We start from the raw sequence: 16,895 nt of genomic DNA, 5'->3' as shown, positions 1-16,895 counted from the left end.
CCGAACCCACCACAGAAGAAAGACCCCACCCATGGCCGACCTGATCCTTCACCACTACCTGACCTCCCCGTTCTCGGAGAAGGTGCGCCTGATCCTCGGTGCCAAGAAGCTGCCGTGGAAGTCGGTCTTCATCCCGCCGATCATGCCCAAGCCCGACGTGGAGGTGCTCACCGGCGGCTACCGCAAGACGCCGTTCCTGCAGATCGGCGCCGACATGTATTGCGACAGCGCGCTCATCGCCGACGTGCTCGAACACCTGCAGCCCGAACCCACGCTCTACCCCGAGCCTGAAAAGGGCATGTCGCGCATCCTCGCCCAGTGGGCCGACACCACGCTCTTCTGGGCTGCCATGGCCTGGAACCTGCAGCCCAGGGGCGCGGCCGAGGTGTTCGCCAAGGCCCCGCCAGAAGCCGCAAAAGCCTTCGGCGAAGACCGCGGCAAGATGAGCGCCGGCAACATGACCCGCCTGCGCCCGGCCGACGCCACCAGCGCCTACAAGTCGTACCTGCGCCGCCTGTCGGACATGCTCGACGAGAAACCCTTCCTGCTCGGCGAGGTGCCCAGCATTGCCGACTTCTCGGCCTACCACCCGCTCTGGTACACGCGGCGCATCGAGTCGGTTCGCACCATCCTCGACCTGACGCCCGCGGTGATCGACTGGCTCGACCGCATGGCCGCCATCGGCCACGGTGTTCCCGAGAAGTTCACGAGCGACGAGGCCATTGCAGTGGCCAAGGCCGCGACGCCGCACACACTGCTGACCGACAGCACCTTCCAGGACGACCACGGCATTCCGCTCGGTAGCGCCGTCACCGTGCGCGCCGAGAGCTTCGGCCTCGAGGAGACGCCCGGCACGCTGGTCGCGGCTACGCGCACGCACTACACGCTGGAGCGCAGCAGCGAGCGGACGGGCACGGTGCATGTGCACTTTCCGCGGATCGGGTATGTGCTGAAGAAGGCTGAGGGTTGAGAGGGCTGCGGCCGGTGATCGCCGTGCATCAACGCTTGAATCCGGGGATCGGAACCGGGTTGCAGTCGGGCAACTTCAGCGCCTCGTAGTCGGGGTGAAACTGCACCACGACAAAATCGTTGCTCGCTTCCCTCGACATCTTGTTGTCTTCGTAGATGTTTGACGTCGTTTCCAGCTTGATCTCGGTCGGCTGGAGCTGCTTGTACGCTCGGGTCACGTTTTCGGCGCGCCGTCTTGCCAACTGTCTGGCTTCAGCAGGTGTTCTGCCTTGCACCTTGACGGCGGCGCCTCCGTCGATTGAAACCTCGAGGTACTTCGGAAACGCCGAATTTGCCCGGTCAATGAACTCCGCCAGCTTCGCTATCTGTGCTGGCTCGAGGTTTGCGGCACCTTCGGCAAAGGTCAGCCTTGTTGCCACGACGGGCTTGCAAGCCATGGCGCTGCAACCTGTCAGCGTGGCAGCGATGACGAGGAAGGCCCTGATCGTGCATTTCATTTGGATGCTTTCGCAACAACGCCAAGAATGTACGCAGCGATGCTGTCGGCGTTGACAGGAGACCGGGGGTCTTCTGCGTGATCCCTCGCGTGCTTCGTTCCATACCAGGGATCGAATGAACTGAAGGTGTCGTCGAAGTGCGTGACCTCGTGAATCAATGTCAGGAGCTTCGAGTCCCCGTCGCGAATGATGTTCGTATCGTAGATGAGCATGTTCTCCGGGAGGTCGCAAAAACTCAGCCCGATGGCAATGGTGCGGGTCGCAGTGTCTGGTTTGCAAACTGCCGCTACTGTCACGACTGGGTCGCTTGAGAAGATGCAGCCGAGATTCTTCTTGCTTGCTTCCGAGTACCGAATGAAGTTCTCGCATCCCAGTCCCTCAAGCACTCGCTTGCACGCAGCCAGTCCTTTCTGGAGATGCTCCCGCATAGATTGGTCGGCCACGCCAAACCATTCCCGCACTCGTGCCTGCGCATCTTTGTCCCATCGCTCGAGTTCCGGGAGGCGCTGCTTCGCAATGAACGCCACGGCCTGATCGCGCAGCTTGAGCACTACCGCGCAGAACTCCTTGTTCGTCATGTTTGGGCAGATCCTTTCGGCCAGTTCCGCCCCTGGTGGGTGGGTCACATTCTTGTCTACCGTTTTCTTGAATGCCGCCAATTCATCCTCGGCTGCAGCGGTTGCCCACACGGCCATTGCTGCCGGGCTCGGCCCGGCTCCAACGGCATGCGACGCCTCGTCCTCGTATGTTGCCCACCGCTGCAGAGTGGAAAGTATGGGCTGTGGCACCGGGCAGTGGCAGACCACCACGTCTCCCTCCAGCGCTGCCTCCGATATGAATTGAGGGCGCCGCGGCCCTCCGGCCTTCGCGATGACACCCACGCTGTTGCAGCCTTCGCAGTAGGCCCTGCCGCCGATCAACGCGACTCGGTGTCCATACAAATCGAGCATGGGGCCGTCGTAAGGCAATACCTGTCCGCCAGACGCTGGCGGATCGCCGACTACAAGAATTTTTCGCTCCATTCGCTACGCTCCCCGTTGATGACGGGGCGTTGTATGCGGCAGCAATTGCTAACACTGTTGTCTATGGTCAACCGCTTGGTTCTTTGTCACGAAGGAGTGGGTTTTCGGTCTGTAGTGTGTTGGGGGAGGTCGGTGCCAGCCTGAGCCGGCTGCAGGCACGCGTCACACGAACGACAGTCAACCATGCTGCAAAGCGTTCCAATAGACGGCGCAGAGCCAACCACAGGAAAGAATTCAATGATTCAAGACTTCAAGGGCAAGACCGCCGTACTCACCGGCGCGGGCTCGGGCTTCGGCCTGGAGTGCGCGCGCATCGGCGCCGCCCGCGGCATGAACCTCGTGCTGGTCGACGTGCAGCAGGACGCGCTCGACAAGGCCCAGGCAGAAATGGAAGCAGCCGGTGCTCAGGTGCTGGCGCGCAAGGTCGACGTGTCGAACGCGGCGCAGATGGAAGCGCTGGCCGCTGCCGTGAAGGAACGCTTCGGCGCGCCGCACTTCGTGTTCAACAACGCGGGCGTGGGCGCCGGTGGACTGGTGTGGGAGAACACCGTGGCCGACTGGGAGTGGGTGCTGGGCGTAGACCTGTGGGGCGTGATTCACGGCGTGCGTCTCTTCACACCGATGATGCTGGAGGCGGCCGCGAAAGACCCGGCCTACCGGGGCCACATCACCAACACCGCCAGCATGGCGGGCCTGCTCACGCCGCCCAACATGGGCATCTACAACGCCGCGAAGGCAGCGGTCGTGAGCCTCACCGAGACGATGTACCAGGACCTGAACCTCGTCACCGACCAGATCGGCGCGAGCCTGCTGTGCCCGTACTTCGTGCCCACCGGCATCACCAGCAGCGAGCGCAACCGACCGAATGCGCCGAAGGAAACCGAGCTCACCAAGAGCCAGCTCATCGGCCAGGCCATGAGCAACAAGGCTGTGAGCAGCGGCAAGATCACGGCCGCAGAAGTCGCGGCCAAGGTGTTCGACGCCATCACCGCCAACCAGTTCTACGTGTTCAGCCACCCGAAGGCGCTGGGCAACGTGCGCAGCCGCATGGAGAACATCGTCTCCATCACCAACCCGGCCGACCCCTTCCTGGAGCGGCCAGAGATCGGGCAGAAGCTGCGCGAGCAGCTGCGCTCGGCCTGAGCAGTTTTTTCCTAGTCATCAGGAGGCCTGCAGCTCGCCCACCAGCGCCTCGACGCGGGCGAGCGCGCTGGCGATGGAGCGGTCCAGCAGGTCCCCATGGTCTTCGGCGTGCTCGACGGCCACGCTGTGCACTTCGTTGAGACCGAGCAGGGCCAGCGGGCTCGTGATCCCGGGCGTGAGCAGGTCGAGATGTGCCTGGAACTCGCCCGGCCCGTAGCCGCTGCTGCCGCACGAGGTCAGCAGCACCGTGCGGCGGTTGCGCTCGGCCAGGAGTGGCACATACGGGTTCTCGCGGCTGCGGTCGAAGTCGAAGGTGGCTCCGACGCGCACGATGTTGTCGATCCATGACTTGAGCGGTGCCGGCATGCTGAAGTTGTACATCGGCACGCCGATCACCAGCACGTCGGCGCGGCGGATCTCGGCAATCAGCGCATCGCTTTCGGCGAGTACGGCGTGCATCCACGGTTCGCGTTCCGCGGCGGGCGTGTAGCCCGACGCGATCCATTCGCCAGTGACGTTGCTCGGCGGCGCGGCGCCGATGTCGCGATAGATCACCTCGGTGCCCGGCTGCGTCGCGAGCCAGCTCGACACGAAGTGATGGCTCAGCCGGCGCGAATGCGAGCCGTGAACGTGGGTGCCGGAACGGCCGGGGCGGGCGCTGGCGTCGATGTGGAGCAGTGTGGTCATGGCGTGGTCCTCGTTGACGTGAAAGGTGGGATGAAGAGAATTCAGCTGTCTGCTTGACATGGTTCTCAATTTATCCAGGTACCACTAGCGCGACAAACGACGATTTCTTTGCGCTGCTGAAAAATTAATTCATCCATGGCCAACCTTCGCCAACTCCCTCCGCTGGCGGCGCTGCGCGCCTTCGAGGCGGCCGCGCGGCATTGCAGCGCCAAGCTCGCGGCCAATGAGCTTTCGGTCACGCCTACCGCCATCAGCCACCAGGTGCGGCAGCTCGAAGACTCACTCGGCGTGCCGCTGTTCATCCGCCAGCCGCGGCAACTGGTACTCACGCCGCAGGGCAGGGAACTGCAGGCGGTGCTGAGCGAATCGTTCAATGCCATGGCGAATGCGGTGGCGCGGCTGCGTGCGCCGCCCGAGCGCAGCGCCATCACCTTGTCGGCCACGCCGGCCGTCGCGGCGCGCTGGCTGCTGCCGCGCGTGAGCACCTTGCGCGCGCTGCACCCGAGGCTCGACCTGCGCATTCATGCGTCGCACGAAGCGGTTGCGCTCGACGGTGTCACGGCTGACATCGCCATCCGCTACGGCAAGGGACAGTGGCCGGGCATGGTGGCCGAGAAGCTGTTCGACAACGTCTTCGCGCCGGCCTGCAGCCCCGCGCTCAAGCTGCGCCGGCGCAGTGACCTGACGCGGCACACGCTGCTGCACTTCGCGGTCCCCGGCAACAAGAGCCAGCCCGGCACTTGGGCCGAGTGGCAGCAGCAGGCGCAGGTGCCCGGCCTCGACGTATCGGCCGGGCCGGTGTTCTCGGACGAAACGCACACCGTGTCTGCCGCGCTGCAGGGGCAAGGCGTGGCGTTGATGGGCCTTGCGCTGATTGCCGACGAATTGCGCGCGGGCAATCTGGTGCAGCCGTTTGGTCCGGAGTTGCCTGGGCTGCCGTTCTATCTGGTGTGCCTCGAGTCGCGGCGTTCGGAGCCGGCCGTGGCGGCGGTGTTCGAGTGGGTGAGGGGGCTTCAGCCGCTGGGCGCCTGAGCGCGTGACTTTCGACACTGGTGGTGGCTCGTTCGCAGTCCTAGAGTCCGGCGGTGAGTCGCTTGCGCGGCTCATCTCGGGTTGCAGGAGCGAGATGTCCTGCGTTCAGAAGTACCAATGGAGGGAAGAAATCATGAAACGTGCAACCGCAATCAAGGCTGGCGCCGTGGCCGCGATCTTGTCGTCGCTGGCTCTGGCTGCTCCGGCTGTCGCAGGGCCGTTCACCCAGTGCAGCGACCACTGGCTGTTCTGGAGTGGCTACCAGCTGATCATGGAAGCGATCTTCGACCTCTGCGGCTGAGAGGTGCCTGCGCTGCGCAATGTTTGACATTTGTCAAATATTGCGCAGGTTCACTGGCTTTCTGCACCGAACCCGCTCTCATGTGCGGTGCGCGCGAATTAATCCCTTAGCCCGATCGGCTGTTCTTCTTAACCTTCCTGTACTTTTTTGACGAAGGTCAGGAAAGGTTGCGCGCAGTCCATGCTGCCTCGCACCTGCCTGCACCGGCTACCGAATTACACGCGACATCTTGCGAAGAGGGAGGCTATTCATGCGCACACCGTTCCAACCCGAAACCAGCCCGGACGAGCCTTTGGCGGCCGGGCGCGGGCCAGCGTACATGGCATGGTTGTCCGTGCTCCTGTGCATCGTGGCAGCCGTGGCCTTTGTGGTCGTGGCCATCCTTGTTCCGAACATCATTGCGGCATCGATGTTCACGACGGCAGCCATCATGTTCCTGGGCGCTGGCCTGATCCTCGGCTTGAGCATGTGGGTCTTTCCGGACCTTCCCCGCTAGATGGCTTCGCAGGAACCCATGGCGGGCAAATCCGCGGCATCCATCTTTCGCGTTCAGGGCTGGCGGGTGACTCTGGTCGCAGCCTTGGTCGGCTTGCTGATCGTGCTGGCTGGGCTCATGAAGTGGATCGTCGAATTCCAGGTCGAGGCCGCGCGGGAGCGGCGCTTGAGCGAAGCCGTTGCGCGCGAGGCGGTAGCGCGTTGCCACGAGAAGGCACCGCTCCAGGCGGTCAACGCCTGTCTGGGCGAACTGGCTGCTGCCAGGGCTCTTCCATCCAATCGCTGACGATCAGTCAGTCGGCGCTGCGCCATCGTCCGGACTCCGGGCACACGATGGCCCGTGCGCCGTTAAGCCAGACTTGCTCTTCATCCAGCTGCGGTGGGGTCGAAAGATCGATGTCGAAGGCGACTCCCAGTGCGTGCCCGACATGGACATCTTCGATGGGAAGCTCCCAGGTCAGGAACACTTGGCTGCAATCCCGCACGGGTGCAAAGTCGGCCGCATCGAAGCCGCTGCTGCCGCGTTGAATGACGGCGTGAGGCTGGCCGGTATCGAAGATCACTGCCGTGCCCCGGGTCAGCGGGATCCGGAGATCTGCAAAGGGAAAGTGCAGGTCCAGCCCCTTGTCCTCGCTCATGAAGAGATTGCAGAAGGCCGCGCCGCCGTACTGCGCACCGTCGTGGTGGTACTTCGCGCCGCGGCAGGCCATGAGGGCCACGTCGCTGGAGGCAAGCACCTCTGACAGCCCAAGCGTGCGCATCCAGTCGGACACCGCCTGCACGCAGTGTTTGTAGTCAGGCCAGCGCGTACGCGCTCGGGCCAGGGGCAATGGTTCGACGTCTCCGGGTTCCAGGAACAGGCGCGAAGAAATCTCGCCCTCCCAATCTGCAAGCAGGCGCGCAGGGGGTGCAGGCACGTCGACTGTGGCAGACAGCACAACATTGCTCACGCTTCGGCTGCGGATGACGTCGCCGCTCCAGAAGTAGGAAGTCAGGATGTCTCGCGCGCGCTGCGGTCGAGGAGGGTGGTTCATCGGAGGGCAGTGTAGTGAGGCTTGGTAGCATCGCCGCGTTTAGCCGGGAGCCTCCAAGGACACCGTATGCACGTTGAACTTGTCTCTGAAGCCCAGCATGAGTCGCTGACAGACCTGCTGTGCGAGTTGCATGCCTTCTACAACGATGGCGCCACAGTCTCTCGGGAGGCCGTGAGAGAGCACCTCCTCGGCAACCTCCTGGCGGCTGGGTCGCCCCATCGTCTGGTCGTGGCTTCAGGCGATGACGGCGCGGTGGTCGGCCTGGCAGCCATCACGCTCGTGTATTCGCTCGTCGAATTTGCTCCTGACAGGCGCAAGCACTGCCAGCTCAAGGAACTGTATGTGAAGGCTTCTGGCAGGAGCAATGGAGCCGGCAGGGCGCTCATGGCCTGGGTGGCTCGGTACGCTGTCGAGAGCGGCTGCTGTCGCATCGACTGGCCCGTCAAGGCATCGAACGACAGGGGCATCTCGTTCTACGAAGGCCTTGGTGCCGGGAGGGTTCTCGACAGGCTCAGCTACCGGCTGTCCGAACCCCAGTTGAGTCAGCTCGCCCAAGGCCTTGGCGCATGACAGGGCCGCCCGAGTTCAGGAGCGAGGAAGCCAGGGCGCGGTACAAGACGCGGAAAAGCTTTACGAACCCCAGGCGATGCTGAAGCTGGCGCAGCGCCGGATGCCGGGCTTGGAGGCTGCGATCGTGCCGGGCGCAGACCACATCGCGGCCATGTCGCAGCCTGAGGATGTCAATGGCCAGATCATCCGATTCCTGCAAAAGGGAGGGGCGGACAAGAATGGCGACCGTTGACGCTCAGAAAATACCCTGAGGCATATTTGAGTACCAAAGAGTTAACATTTGGGCTGCCAGGCAGACAAGGAGGCTACCCCCATGGAAACATATCCAACCCTAAGACAGGCCACAGGCGTGGCCCGCACCCTCAGCAAGCACTCGTCGTGCACCATGGTGGTCTACCGCGTGACAGAGGAAAAATTCGTGGCTGCGCATGCCGCCGACCGCGTGCAGGGAAGCATCGAGGCCGTGTACCGCGACGGTTATCTCGTGCCGACTCTCCTGAGCAAGCGCGTCGAATGAAGAGAAAGCCCGGGCCCCGCCTGGAACCCGGTCAGCGCAGGCCTCCTTCGGGAGGCCTTTTCACTCCTAGGACGAACTGGGCACGGCCTGCATCAGCAGCGTCAGTGCCTTTCGCAGGCTCGTGGCCTTAGCCTGCGGCGGCCTGCGACGCAATCCACTCCCACACGGCACGGATGGCCGGCTCGTTCTCCCTCCCGTTCGCAACCGCAAGAAAGTAGCTGCCGGTTTCGAGCGCGGGCCCGAAGGGCTGCACCAGTGCACCACTGCGAAGCTCTTCGGCCGACAGCGTGAGGCTCAGCAACGCCACGCCATGGCCGGCGAGGGCGGCCAGCATCGCATGCGTCTCGTCGGAAAACGACAGGCCCGAGGCCTTCATCGCACGCCCCCTCGGTGGTGCGATGCTGGCTTCACGAAACCAGCGCGGCCACACGGCGGGTGCGAGCGCCTGCGGCTGCCAGTCGCAATGGATCAGCTGATGCTTTGGCAGGTCTGCCGCGCGCTTCAAGCCCAGCATCGGGCTGCACAACGGCGCATAGCGCTCGGGCATCAGTTCGCGCGACACCAGCCCCGGCCAGCTGCCACGGCCTGAGCGCACAGCGATGTCGGCATCGCCGCGCGCCAGATCGACCACGGTATCGCTCGCATGCAGCCGCAGCTCCACCCCGGGGCTGGCCTTGCGGAACGCCTCCATGCGCGGCAGCACCCAGCGCGCGGCGAAGGCGGTGTTGGTGGTGAGGGTGACGGCCTGCGATGCGGCCGGCCGGCGCAGCTTGTCCACACCGGCTTCGAGCACGTCGAAGCCCATGCGCAGGTCGTCGAACAGTCGCTGGCCCGCAGGCGTCAACGCGAGCTGTCGCGTGAGCCTGCGGAACAGTGGCAGGCCGAGCGTGTCTTCGAGCGCACGCACCTGGTGGCTGATGGCCGAGGGCGTCACCGAGAGTTCGAGCGCCGCGCGCTGAAAGCTCAGGTGTGCGGCCGCGGCCTCGAAGGCGCGCAGCGACAGCAGCGGAGGCAGCCGGCGGGGATATCTGATAGATGAGCCAATCTCGTTCATAGGCAGAGAAATCGTCGTTTGTGATGGCAGGCCTGCATCCATAGATTCAAGGCCTGCGCGCCATTCTGGCAGCGCGGAATGAAAGACATCAATTCATCCATAAAGGCCATGACCATGAACCTCCTTCACATCGACGCCAGCGCCCGTCCGGGCCGTTCCGACACCGATCTCCACGGCTCGCACACGCGCCGTCTCTCCGCGCGTTTTGTCGAGCGCTGGCGCAAGGCGCGGCCCGACGACCGCATCGACTACCTCGACGTGGGACAGCGGCCGCCCGCGCACGTCGACGGCCGCTGGATCCATGCGGCCTTCACACCGCCGGCCGCGCGCGAGCCGTGGATGGCCGACGTGCTTGCCGAGAGCGACCGGCTGGTCGATCAGCTCATTGCGGCCGACGTGGTCGTGATCGGCTTGCCCATGTACAACTTCAGCGTGCCCGCGCAGTTCAAGGCCTGGATCGACAACATCGTACGCGTGGGCCGCACCTTCGGCTTCGACCGTTCGCGCGGCGCGGTGCCGTACTGGCCGCTGCTGGCGGAAGCGGGCAAGCGCGTGGTGCTGCTCGGCGCGCGCGGCGACCACGGCTACGACGCGGGCGGGCGCATCGCGCATCTCAACCACACCGAGGGCAGCGTACGTTCGGTGCTCGGCTACATCGGCATCACCGATGTGTTCGAGGCCGCAGTGGAGTCCGACGAGTTCGGCGGGGAGCAGCTCGCGCAGTCGATGCGGCGTGCGGAGCAGCGCGTGGACGAGCTTGTCGATGTGTTGACAGCTACTGACACTACGCTGTCAGCAGCGGCGGCATAGGATTTTTCGCTCTACTTCTGGAGCAAAAAATGACGACCGACCCTTTGCCAGAGCGCCTTCCCCGCCCGCCCACCGCCGAGCTCTTCGGCCAGCGCGTGCTCGGATTCGACAAGGAAAAGGGAACGATCCGCATGAGCTTCGTGGCCACCGATGCATTCCTCAACCCTGCGGGCGCGGTGCAGGGCGGCATCCTCGTCGCGATGCTCGACGACACGATGGGGCCGGCGTTGTGGGTCATGAATGGCGAAGAGACTTACTCCGTCACCATCGACCTCAGCGTGTCTTTTCTGGCGGCCGCGAAGCCCGGCCTGCTGTATGGCGAAGGCAGGGTCGTGCAGCGCGGCAAGACCATCGCTTTTCTCGAGGCGCAACTGAGCGACCCGGACGGCCGCATCGTGGCGCGCTCCACGGCCAGCGCGCGCGTGGTGAAGGCCTGATGGCTCAATCCTTCTTCTGCATGGCAAGCAGGTAGCCCACGCGCAGCGAACGGTGCAGCCTGAAGTTGCGGGTGAACAGGTTGTAGCCCAGGCCGCGCTGGTCCCGCAGCACGAGGCCGGCGCTGGCGGCCGCGCTCTTGAGTTCGTCAGGGCGGATGAGCTTGCGGTAGTCGTGCGTGCCGCGCGGCAGGATGCGCAGCACCTGCTCCGCGCCGAAGATCGCGATCAGCCATGCCCACGGCGTGCGGTTGATGGTGGAGAAAAAGACCCAGCCTCCGGGCTTCGCCATGCGGGCGCAGGCCTCGATCACGGCCGTTGGCCACGGCACGTGCTCGAGCATCTCCATGCATGTGACGACATCGAACTTCGCCTCGTTGTCAGCGGCCAGGTCTTCGGCGGAAATGGCCTGGTAGGTCACGTTCGCCGCGCTGCTGCGTGCATGAAGCGTTGCGACCTTCAGCGGCTTGTCGGCGAGGTCGATGCCGAGCACGTCCGCGCCGCTGTGCGCCATCGACTCGGCCAGGATGCCGCCGCCGCAACCGACGTCGAGCACCTTGCGGCCATTCAGCGCGGCGAGCTTGTCGATCCAGTCCAGCCGCAGCGGATTGATCTCGTGCAGGGGGCGGAATTCGGACTGCGGGTCCCACCAGCGGTCGGCCAGGGCCTGGAATCTGGCCAGTTCGGCGGGGTCGAAGTTGGATGCTGCGCTCATGGGTTCTTCTCCTTGGTTTACCAATGACCCCGCGACCGGTTCCAGCGGTAGAGCTGGTGCGCGAAGAGGTTGTAGAGCCAGGCGCCGAGCGTTCGCAGCCCGGGCCACTGAAGCGGCCTTGCCAGCCAGCGCCATCGCGGAGCAAGGGCCAGCACGCCGGCGATGGCGTCGGCGCCGATGTGCGTGGCGCCCGAGGTGTCGACGAGGTGCAGGCGTTCGCGCACGTCCTCCAGTTGCAGGCCCAGCGGTTCGAGCACTTCCGGGCGGGTGTGCACGTCGATCCACTCGACGCTTGCGTCCGGTGTTTTCTCGCGCATGGCGCAGACGCCGGCATCACAGACGGGACAGGCGCTGTTGTAGTAGACAACCGTGCGCGGGGAAGGGGCGGTGGGTGCTTGCATGTCGTCGGCTCCTGTTCGCGCCATTCTGCCATTCATTTAGCTAAATGGCTAAATAACTAATTAGAGAATTGCCTACTCGCGAGCTAAACTGAACCGATGGAAAAAGTTTTCGAAGCGCTTGCCTCCACGCCGCGGCGCAAGATCCTGGCGTACCTGTCGGAGACCGAACTGTCGGCCGGCGACATCGCCTCGCGCTTCGACATGACCAAGCCTTCGCTCTCCAAGCACCTGAAGATCCTCGAAGGCGCGGGGCTGGTAAAGGCCGAGAAGCGCGGCCAGTTCGTGTTCTACAGCCTGCAGCGCGAGAGCCTGGCCAACACGCTGACCGGCTTCGTACAGGCGGTCTGCCCGGTGTCGAAGGCGCTGAAGAAAGAAAGCCGCGCCCTGGCCAGCAAGCGCTCGGCGGATTCCTCGGGCACCTGACGCAGCGCCCCGCGCTTTTTCCTTCCCGGAAGGCGAAAAGTACGGCAAAGGAATTCATTTTTCCACCGTGCCACGCGGTTCACCGGAGCCTGTGTCCCTGAGTCTTTCTCCGCACGCGGAACGCACCGATACTCTGCCCGGAAACTCCCCGCCGGCAACGTACCGGCTCCGAACAAGTTCAATGACTCCAACAGGCTTCTCGAAAATCCGCTTCGGTTTGCACACGCGCCTGAGCCTCGGTGTGGCAGCAGTGGTTCTGCTGACCACTTTCGCAATCGCCACCTTCGCCCTGCATCTGGTCAAGAGCAACATGCGCGCCTCGATCGCGACCGAGGAGGTCGCCCGCGTGGGCGCCATCGCGGATGCGATCGACCAGAAATTCGGCAGCCGCCGGATCCTGCTGCAGACCTTTGGCGGCAGCGTGGAAGCGCAGGACCTCCAGGGCGCCGCGCTGCAGGCCTTTCTAGAGAAGCATGGCTCGCTGCGCAAGGCTTTCGACAACGTTGCGTTCGTCGACATGGACGGCAACCTGGTCGCCAACCTGAACGGCGTGCAGGCGATCGGCAAGGTGAACGTGAAGGATCGCCCCTACTTCCAGCAGACGGTCGCTTCCAAGGCCGGCCTCGTGTCCGAGCCTTACCGCAACCGCCTCAACGGACTGGCGCAGGTGGCCATCACCGAGCCGGTGCTCGACAACGCGGGGCAGGTGAGGTTCGTGATCTCCGGCGCCATCAACCTGAAGGACCGGAACATCCTGGGCACGCTCGGCGACGTCAGGTTCGGCAAGACCGGCTACCTGTTCGTGACGACCGTGGACGGCATCGTGGTCGACCATCCGCAGACTTCGCGCATCCTGAACCAGGTCCAGGCGGATGGCCGCGGCAATGCCGAAATCCTGCGCGCGATGGCCGGTTTCCAGGGCTCGAGCGAGGGCATCAACGATGCCGGCGTGCCCGCCCTCTATGCCTTCGACCGCACCGAGCAGACCAACTGGATCGTCGGGGCCATGTATCCGCGCAGCGAGGCCTTCGCGAGCATCGACGCCATCGAGCGCGGTGCATTGTTCGGGGCGATGGCGCTCGCGCTGTTCGCGGGCGCACTGGCCCTGGGCGTGGCGCGCCGGCAGCTGAAGCCGCTGTCGGAGCTGCATCGGCACATGCAGTCCACGAAGGAGGCACCCGCAGCCGCCGCCGAGCCGCGCAGCAGTTACGCCCCCGACGAGATCGGCGACCTTTCGCGCACCTTCGACGAGCTGATGGCGCAGCGGCGTGCCATCGAGCTCAGCCTCGCACGCAGCGAGGCGCAGGTGCGCACCATTGCCGACAACATCCCGGCGATGGTTTCGCACGTAGATGCATCGCTGCGCTACACCTTCGTCAATGCACACGTGCGGGCCCTGCACAACAACTCAGCGCTGGTGGGGCGCCTGATGCCCGAGGTGCGCGGCGCCGCAGACTTTGCGCTCGTGGAGCCGCACTTCATGCGCGCGCTGGCCGGCGAGACGGTGATCCTCGAGAAGTCGGGCGACCCGGCCCTGGGCATCGGCAACCGCACCTTCAAGGCCCACTACATTCCCGACGTCGATGCCGACGGCGTGGTGTGCGGCGTGTTCTCGATGACCTTCGACATCACCGAGGAAGTGAACATCCGCCGGGCCCTGACCGAGCAGGAAAAGCTGCTGCGCGACGTGACTGACAGCATTCCGGCGCTGGTCGGCTATTTCGACCGCGAGCAGAACTGCCTGTTCGCCAACATCCGGGCGCGGCAGATGGCGGGCCTGAGCGAAGGTGCACCGCTGCAGGGCACGACCATGCGCTCTGCCCTCGGCAGGGCGGTGTACGCGCAGCACAAGCCCTACCTTCCCGTGCTGTTCTCTGGCAAGAAAGTGCGCTTTCCGGTGCGTGCACCCATCCACGGCAGGGAGGGGTACTTCCAGGTCAACCTGATACCGGACAAGAACCTGCGCGGCGAGGTCGTGGGCTTCTACCTGATGTCCTTCAACATCACGGCGCTGAAAGAGGCGGAGCTGCGCCAGGCCGAGAGCGAACTGCGCCTGCGCGCCATCACCGACAACATGCCGGCGCTGATCACCTACATCGACCGCGAGGAGAAGATCACCTTCGCCAATGCCACCAGCCGCGAGTGGCTCGGGCTCGATCCGGTCCAGGTGCTGGGGCGCCACGTGCAGGAGGTGTCGGGCCGCGATGTGTACCTGTCGCGCCAGCCGATGCTCGCCCGGGCGCTGTCCGGCGAGCGTGTGGAGTTCGAGACCAGCACGCAGCGCGCGGGGTTCGACCGCGTCACGCAGGTGATCTACGTGCCTGACGTGCGCGCCGACGGGGCGACGCACGGCATCTTCTCGCTGGCGCTCGACATCACGGCGCTGAAGGTGGTGGAGCACAAGCTCATCGAGCTGGCGCGGCTCGACACGCTCACTGGCCTGCCCAACCGGCTGGCTTTCAACGAGTACCTGCCCGAAGCCGTGTTGCGCGGGCAGCTCACCGGCCACGCAATGGCGCTGATGTTCCTCGACATCGACCACTTCAAGGCCATCAACGACACCATGGGCCATGCGGTGGGCGATGCGGTGCTGGCCGAATACGCGCGGCGGCTGCTGGGTTGCGTGCGCGGCACCGACATGGTGGCCCGGCTGGCCGGCGACGAGTTCGTGCTGGTGCTCGAAGGCCTGAACGCGCCGGGCACCGCGGCCACGGTGGCGGCCAAGGTTGTGGAAAGCATCCGCACGCCGCCCTTCGTGGTGGACGGCCAGCGCATCGAGGTGACGACCAGCATCGGCATCGCGTATCACCGCGCAGCCGATTCCTCCGTTACCGCCGAAGAACTGCTGGCGCGGGCCGACGTCGCGCTCTACAACGCCAAGGCGGCGGGGCGCAACCGGTTCGAGTTCTTCATGCCGATGGAAGAGGCGCGCAGCGATTCGCCTACGCGGCAGCACTGATCATTCCGGCGGCCGCTCATGGCCGGCCCAGCACGTGGTTCTCGTGGCGGCCTTCGCCCAGTGCGAACCAGGTCGTGCCTTTTCTGGCGAACCCGTGCTTCTCGTAGAAGCGGCACGCCCGCTGGTTCTGGACGTTGACCGTCAGCCACAGCGCATCGTTGCCTGTCCGGTCGCGCACCGTGGCACGGGCCTTGTCGAGCAATGCGGAGCCCACGCCCGATCGGGTGAACGGCTCCTGCACGTAGAGCGTGCAGAGCTCGGTGCTGGCTGAGGGAACGAGGGCCTGCCGCGCACCGAAGCGCAGGCGCGCGTAGCCGACGAGATAGGCATCGGCCTCGGCGACGATCAAGGCGGTGTCTGCGTCGTTCGTCCACGCGATGAACGCGGCCGGCGTGAACTCGTCGAGCACGTAGCGCGCAAGCAGGTCGTTCACGCCCTCGGTCGCGTAGGTGGCGAGCCAGACCTGGATCGACAACGCCGCCAGCGCAGGAGCGTCGGCGGCGATGGCGGGGCGGGTGATGAGGGGAGTGTTGCGCATGCGGGATTCTGCAATCCCCAATCCCTTCACCCCTTGGAAGAGGATCAGACCCGCGCCGAAGCGCAATCCCCCAGCGCGTTGCGTGGTTCGCGCCGGTCGAGCGAGCGGCTCCACAGCGCGATGGCCAGCCCCACCAGCGTGAGCAGCGCCGCCACCCAACCCAGTGCGCGCAGCCCCGGGCCGTGGTCGATCACCACACCGCCAACCCAGGCGCCGAGCGCGTTGCCAAGGTTGAAGGCTGCGATGTTCAGGCTCGACGCAAGGTTCTGGCCCGCGCCCGAGGCCTTCTCCAGCACCCGCAACTGCATGGGCGCCACCGTGGCGAACGAGGCCACGCCGAGCAGGCCGACGAAGACCATCGCGGTGAACGGCGTGCCGATGGTGAACTGCATCGCGCCGAGCACCACCGCCAGAGCCACCAGCGTGCCGAGCACGGCTGCCATCGGCGCACGGTCGGCCAGCTTGCCGCCGAGGATGTTGCCGACCGCAAGGCCGCCGCCGAACACCAGAAGGATCGGCGACACAGCCGACTCCGAAAGCCCGGTGACCTGCGTGAGCAGCGGCTGGATGTAGGTGAACACCACGAACACGCCGGCAAAGCCGAGCACCGTCATCGCCAGGCCGAGCAGCACCTGCGGGCGCGCCAGCACAGCCAGTTCCTCGCGCAGCGGCGCAGGCTTTGCCTCGCCCTTGACGCGCGGCACGAACACCGCGAGCACCGTGAAGGCCAGCACGCCGATCAGCGTTACGGCCCAGAAGGCCGAGCGCCAGCCGAACTGCAGGCCCAGCCACGCGCCGGCCGGCACGCCGAGCAGCGTTGCGGCGGTCAGGCCGGTGAACATGATCGCGATGGCCGAGGCGCGGCGTTCGGGCGCCACCAGGCCGGTGGCCACCACCGAGCCGACGCCGAAGAAGGTGCCGTGCGCCAGCGAGGTGATGACGCGCGCGGCCATCAGCATTTCGTAGTTGGGCGCCACGGCACAGGCGAGGTTGCCGAGCGTGAAGATCGCCATGAGCGCCAGCAGCACGGTCTTGCGCGGCAGCTTGCGGGTGGCGATGGTGAGCACCGGCGCGCCGACCGCGACCCCGAGCGCATAGCCCGAGATCAGCAGGCCGGCGGCCGTGATGGAGACATGAAGATCCGTCGATACCTGCAGCAGCAGGCCCATGATGACGAACTCGGTGGTGCCTATACCGAAGGCACCGGCGGTGAGGGCGAGTAGAGCGATTGGCATGATGCCCTGTACTGTGCGGACGAAAGCCTTCGATGACTAGAATGCCGCTGGTACACATA

The 16,895-nt window shown here is 65.2% G+C and carries 22 protein-coding genes; 13 read left to right on the top strand and 9 right to left on the bottom strand.

Features of this window, described 5'->3' with window-relative positions; genetic code table 11:
* Nucleotides 1–31 precede the first annotated feature (31 nt).
* Nucleotides 32–970 (top strand): glutathione S-transferase family protein, encoded by a 939-nt coding sequence (locus ACTG4X_RS18750; RefSeq protein WP_440531614.1) that lies wholly within the window; start codon nucleotides 32–34, stop codon nucleotides 968–970.
* A gap of 28 nt (nucleotides 971–998) precedes the next feature.
* On the opposite strand, the gene ACTG4X_RS18745 is transcribed toward ACTG4X_RS18750, so the two are convergent.
* Both ACTG4X_RS18745 and ACTG4X_RS18740 read right to left on the bottom strand, forming a co-directional pair.
* Entirely contained in the window at nucleotides 999–1,466 is a 468-nt protein-coding gene (locus ACTG4X_RS18745) for a hypothetical protein (protein ID WP_440531613.1), read from the bottom strand.
* Nucleotides 1,463–2,488 carry a M35 family metallo-endopeptidase gene (locus ACTG4X_RS18740; protein ID WP_440531612.1) on the bottom strand — a complete coding sequence of 342 codons (1,026 nt, stop codon included), beginning with the start codon at nucleotides 2,486–2,488 and terminating at the stop codon, nucleotides 1,463–1,465. The genes ACTG4X_RS18745 and ACTG4X_RS18740 overlap by 4 nt, the downstream gene beginning before the upstream one ends.
* Before the next feature lie 237 nt (nucleotides 2,489–2,725).
* Here ACTG4X_RS18740 and ACTG4X_RS18735 point away from each other — a divergent pair, with 237 nt between their 5' ends.
* Nucleotides 2,726–3,631 carry an SDR family oxidoreductase gene (locus ACTG4X_RS18735; protein WP_093056878.1) on the top strand — a complete coding sequence of 302 codons (906 nt, stop codon included), beginning with the start codon at nucleotides 2,726–2,728 and terminating at the stop codon, nucleotides 3,629–3,631.
* A gap of 18 nt (nucleotides 3,632–3,649) precedes the next feature.
* Here ACTG4X_RS18735 and ACTG4X_RS18730 read toward each other — a convergent pair whose 3' ends face one another.
* Nucleotides 3,650–4,318, bottom strand: a complete 669-nt coding sequence (locus ACTG4X_RS18730) for an FMN-dependent NADH-azoreductase (protein WP_440531611.1) — start codon at nucleotides 4,316–4,318, stop codon at nucleotides 3,650–3,652.
* Nucleotides 4,319–4,453: 135 nt separating this feature from the next.
* Between ACTG4X_RS18730 and ACTG4X_RS18725 the strand changes: the two genes are divergently transcribed.
* From ACTG4X_RS18725 to ACTG4X_RS18710, 4 genes are all read left to right on the top strand, one after another.
* Nucleotides 4,454–5,350 carry a LysR substrate-binding domain-containing protein gene (locus ACTG4X_RS18725; protein WP_093074047.1) on the top strand — a complete coding sequence of 299 codons (897 nt, stop codon included), beginning with the start codon at nucleotides 4,454–4,456 and terminating at the stop codon, nucleotides 5,348–5,350.
* Nucleotides 5,351–5,483: 133 nt separating this feature from the next.
* Entirely contained in the window at nucleotides 5,484–5,651 is a 168-nt protein-coding gene (locus ACTG4X_RS18720) for a hypothetical protein (protein WP_176928836.1), read from the top strand.
* Nucleotides 5,652–5,901: 250 nt separating this feature from the next.
* On the top strand, nucleotides 5,902–6,147 hold the full coding sequence (locus tag ACTG4X_RS18715; protein WP_093056874.1) for a hypothetical protein: 246 nt from the start codon (nucleotides 5,902–5,904) through the stop codon (nucleotides 6,145–6,147).
* Nucleotides 6,148–6,432, top strand: coding sequence for a hypothetical protein (locus tag ACTG4X_RS18710; protein ID WP_426388765.1), 285 nt, complete (start codon nucleotides 6,148–6,150; stop codon nucleotides 6,430–6,432).
* 7 nt (nucleotides 6,433–6,439) lie between these two features.
* Here the strand turns inward: ACTG4X_RS18710 and ACTG4X_RS18705 are convergent, their stop codons facing one another.
* The gene (locus tag ACTG4X_RS18705) at nucleotides 6,440–7,180 is read right to left on the bottom strand and encodes a hypothetical protein (RefSeq protein ID WP_440531610.1); all 741 of its coding nucleotides are present in this window, start codon (nucleotides 7,178–7,180) and stop codon (nucleotides 6,440–6,442) included.
* A gap of 66 nt (nucleotides 7,181–7,246) precedes the next feature.
* On the opposite strand from ACTG4X_RS18705, the gene ACTG4X_RS18700 reads away from it, so the two are divergent.
* From ACTG4X_RS18700 to ACTG4X_RS18690, 3 genes are all read left to right on the top strand, one after another.
* Nucleotides 7,247–7,750, top strand: coding sequence for a GNAT family N-acetyltransferase (locus ACTG4X_RS18700; protein WP_440531609.1), 504 nt, complete (start codon nucleotides 7,247–7,249; stop codon nucleotides 7,748–7,750).
* Nucleotides 7,751–7,826: 76 nt separating this feature from the next.
* Complete coding sequence (locus ACTG4X_RS18695; RefSeq protein WP_177192710.1) at nucleotides 7,827–7,982, top strand: alpha/beta fold hydrolase; 156 nt, start codon at nucleotides 7,827–7,829, stop codon at nucleotides 7,980–7,982.
* 81 nt (nucleotides 7,983–8,063) lie between these two features.
* Entirely contained in the window at nucleotides 8,064–8,267 is a 204-nt protein-coding gene (locus tag ACTG4X_RS18690; RefSeq protein WP_093056871.1) for a hypothetical protein, read from the top strand.
* A 127-nt stretch (nucleotides 8,268–8,394) separates the two neighbouring features.
* Here the strand turns inward: ACTG4X_RS18690 and ACTG4X_RS18685 are convergent, their stop codons facing one another.
* Nucleotides 8,395–9,321: a LysR substrate-binding domain-containing protein gene (locus ACTG4X_RS18685; protein WP_440531608.1), complete on the bottom strand. Its 927-nt coding sequence runs from the start codon at nucleotides 9,319–9,321 to the stop codon at nucleotides 8,395–8,397.
* 108 nt (nucleotides 9,322–9,429) lie between these two features.
* Between ACTG4X_RS18685 and ACTG4X_RS18680 the strand changes: the two genes are divergently transcribed.
* The gene (locus ACTG4X_RS18680) at nucleotides 9,430–10,131 is read left to right on the top strand and encodes an FMN-dependent NADH-azoreductase (RefSeq protein WP_440531607.1); all 702 of its coding nucleotides are present in this window, start codon (nucleotides 9,430–9,432) and stop codon (nucleotides 10,129–10,131) included.
* A gap of 29 nt (nucleotides 10,132–10,160) precedes the next feature.
* The gene (locus tag ACTG4X_RS18675; protein ID WP_440531606.1) at nucleotides 10,161–10,568 is read left to right on the top strand and encodes a PaaI family thioesterase; all 408 of its coding nucleotides are present in this window, start codon (nucleotides 10,161–10,163) and stop codon (nucleotides 10,566–10,568) included.
* A 4-nt stretch (nucleotides 10,569–10,572) separates the two neighbouring features.
* Here ACTG4X_RS18675 and ubiG read toward each other — a convergent pair whose 3' ends face one another.
* Nucleotides 10,573–11,280: a bifunctional 2-polyprenyl-6-hydroxyphenol methylase/3-demethylubiquinol 3-O-methyltransferase UbiG gene (gene ubiG, locus ACTG4X_RS18670; protein ID WP_440531605.1), complete on the bottom strand. Its 708-nt coding sequence runs from the start codon at nucleotides 11,278–11,280 to the stop codon at nucleotides 10,573–10,575.
* Between the two features lie 17 nt (nucleotides 11,281–11,297).
* Nucleotides 11,298–11,681, bottom strand: coding sequence for a thiol-disulfide oxidoreductase DCC family protein (locus tag ACTG4X_RS18665; RefSeq protein WP_426388758.1), 384 nt, complete (start codon nucleotides 11,679–11,681; stop codon nucleotides 11,298–11,300).
* A 96-nt stretch (nucleotides 11,682–11,777) separates the two neighbouring features.
* Here ACTG4X_RS18665 and ACTG4X_RS18660 point away from each other — a divergent pair, with 96 nt between their 5' ends.
* Both ACTG4X_RS18660 and ACTG4X_RS18655 read left to right on the top strand, forming a co-directional pair.
* Nucleotides 11,778–12,104, top strand: a complete 327-nt coding sequence (locus ACTG4X_RS18660) for a metalloregulator ArsR/SmtB family transcription factor (protein WP_093056865.1) — start codon at nucleotides 11,778–11,780, stop codon at nucleotides 12,102–12,104.
* A 181-nt stretch (nucleotides 12,105–12,285) separates the two neighbouring features.
* Complete coding sequence (locus ACTG4X_RS18655) at nucleotides 12,286–15,063, top strand: sensor domain-containing diguanylate cyclase (protein ID WP_093173409.1); 2,778 nt, start codon at nucleotides 12,286–12,288, stop codon at nucleotides 15,061–15,063.
* Between the two features lie 16 nt (nucleotides 15,064–15,079).
* Here the strand turns inward: ACTG4X_RS18655 and ACTG4X_RS18650 are convergent, their stop codons facing one another.
* A complete protein-coding gene (locus ACTG4X_RS18650; RefSeq protein WP_440531604.1) occupies nucleotides 15,080–15,601 on the bottom strand; it encodes an N-acetyltransferase family protein in 522 nt (173 codons plus the stop codon).
* Between the two features lie 44 nt (nucleotides 15,602–15,645).
* On the bottom strand, nucleotides 15,646–16,836 hold the full coding sequence (locus tag ACTG4X_RS18645) for an MFS transporter (protein WP_440531603.1): 1,191 nt from the start codon (nucleotides 16,834–16,836) through the stop codon (nucleotides 15,646–15,648).
* Nucleotides 16,837–16,895 lie beyond the last annotated feature (59 nt).

It is taken from the genome of Variovorax sp. YR566 (genome assembly GCF_051992195.1).
Lineage (GTDB): Bacteria > Pseudomonadota > Gammaproteobacteria > Burkholderiales > Burkholderiaceae_C > Variovorax.
Note: the sequence above shows the minus strand (reverse complement) of the source record. Positions and strands in the feature narration are given on the sequence as shown.